The sequence below is a fragment of the Methylobacter tundripaludum genome (assembly GCF_002934365.1).
GTDB classification, from domain to species: Bacteria; Pseudomonadota; Gammaproteobacteria; order Methylococcales; family Methylomonadaceae; genus Methylobacter_A; species Methylobacter_A tundripaludum_A.
Genome location: NZ_PTIY01000044.1, coordinates 1 through 1098, shown reverse-complemented (window position 1 = coordinate 1098; position 1098 = coordinate 1). Strand labels below are relative to the sequence as shown.

1 protein-coding gene is annotated in these 1098 nt (G+C 54.4%); it reads right to left on the bottom strand.

Annotation, left to right across the window (positions count from 1 at the left end):
- Positions 1-1098, bottom strand: a 1098-nt coding sequence (locus B0F88_RS19120; protein ID WP_181049965.1) for a TonB-dependent siderophore receptor, incomplete at both ends; no start/stop codon positions are given.

Sequence of the window (1098 nt, the reverse complement as noted above, 5' to 3'; positions counted from 1 at the left end):
ATCCAGGCTGTAAAAATCCCATCCGCCCAAAACATCGTGCTTCAAGCCCCAGGTGGAAAACTTCCCGTTGAGATTCACGGTGCCGCCGTAGGAATCGCCTGTGTTATTCACGCCGTAAAAGTTCCTGGTCAAAGTGCCAGTGGTCAGGTTCAACGCCCCCGGAGCCTCATTTTGCAGATCCACCACACCGCGTTTTAAATAATTAAACCGGGCGTTCATCTTCCAACTGTCGGAAAAGGCATGATTCAGCGTCACAGCCGTGTTGTACAGCTTGGTATTGGATTTGTCCATGGACGGCTCCCCCAAAAAACGCGAAATCGGGATATCGACCGGACGGCGCGTCACCGTGCTGGCAACCACCCCGTGATCTTCCAGAGTGTTTTCATCGGAATGTATGAAATCCAGGTCGAGTTGGGTGCGGTCGCTGACTTTCCAAGTCAGCGAAGGCGCCACAAACACACGATCGGTGTAGGCGAAATCGCGGAAAGAATTCCTGCTCAGATATTCCAGGTTGAGCCGGTACATCAACGAACCGTCCTTGTTAACGGCTCCCGTGGCATCGGCAGTGGTTCGGTAAAGATCATAAGAGCCGAATTGCTGTTCCAATGCGTAATAAGGCGTCGCCTGCGGCCGTTTGGTCACCACATTGATCATGCCGCCGGGCTGGATGCGCCCGTAAAGGTTAGCCGCCGCGCCCTTGACCACTTCAATGCGCTCGGCGTTGGCGGTAGCAAGACGGCTCGACGGCCATCTGAATCCGTCCAGGTAATTGGCGTAACTGGTATTGAATCCCCGTATCATGAACTCTTCGGAAAAACCTCCCCAAGTGGCGCCTTGAAACACGCCGCTGACGTTCTTGACCGCATCGCCGACCTGGACCGCTTGCTGATCCTGCATGACCGCCCTGGGTATGACTTGTACGGCGACCGGCGTTTCCATGATCGGAGTATCGGTCTTGGTCGCGCTGTTGGCATTCGGTACCGCATAATCGGTATTGTAAGGATCGTTAGGGTCATACTGCCGTTGTCCTTTAACCGTTACCCCGGACAAGGTTGTAGAGCCTGCTGCTTTAGAAACCGGCGCTTTTTCAAGCGTCAC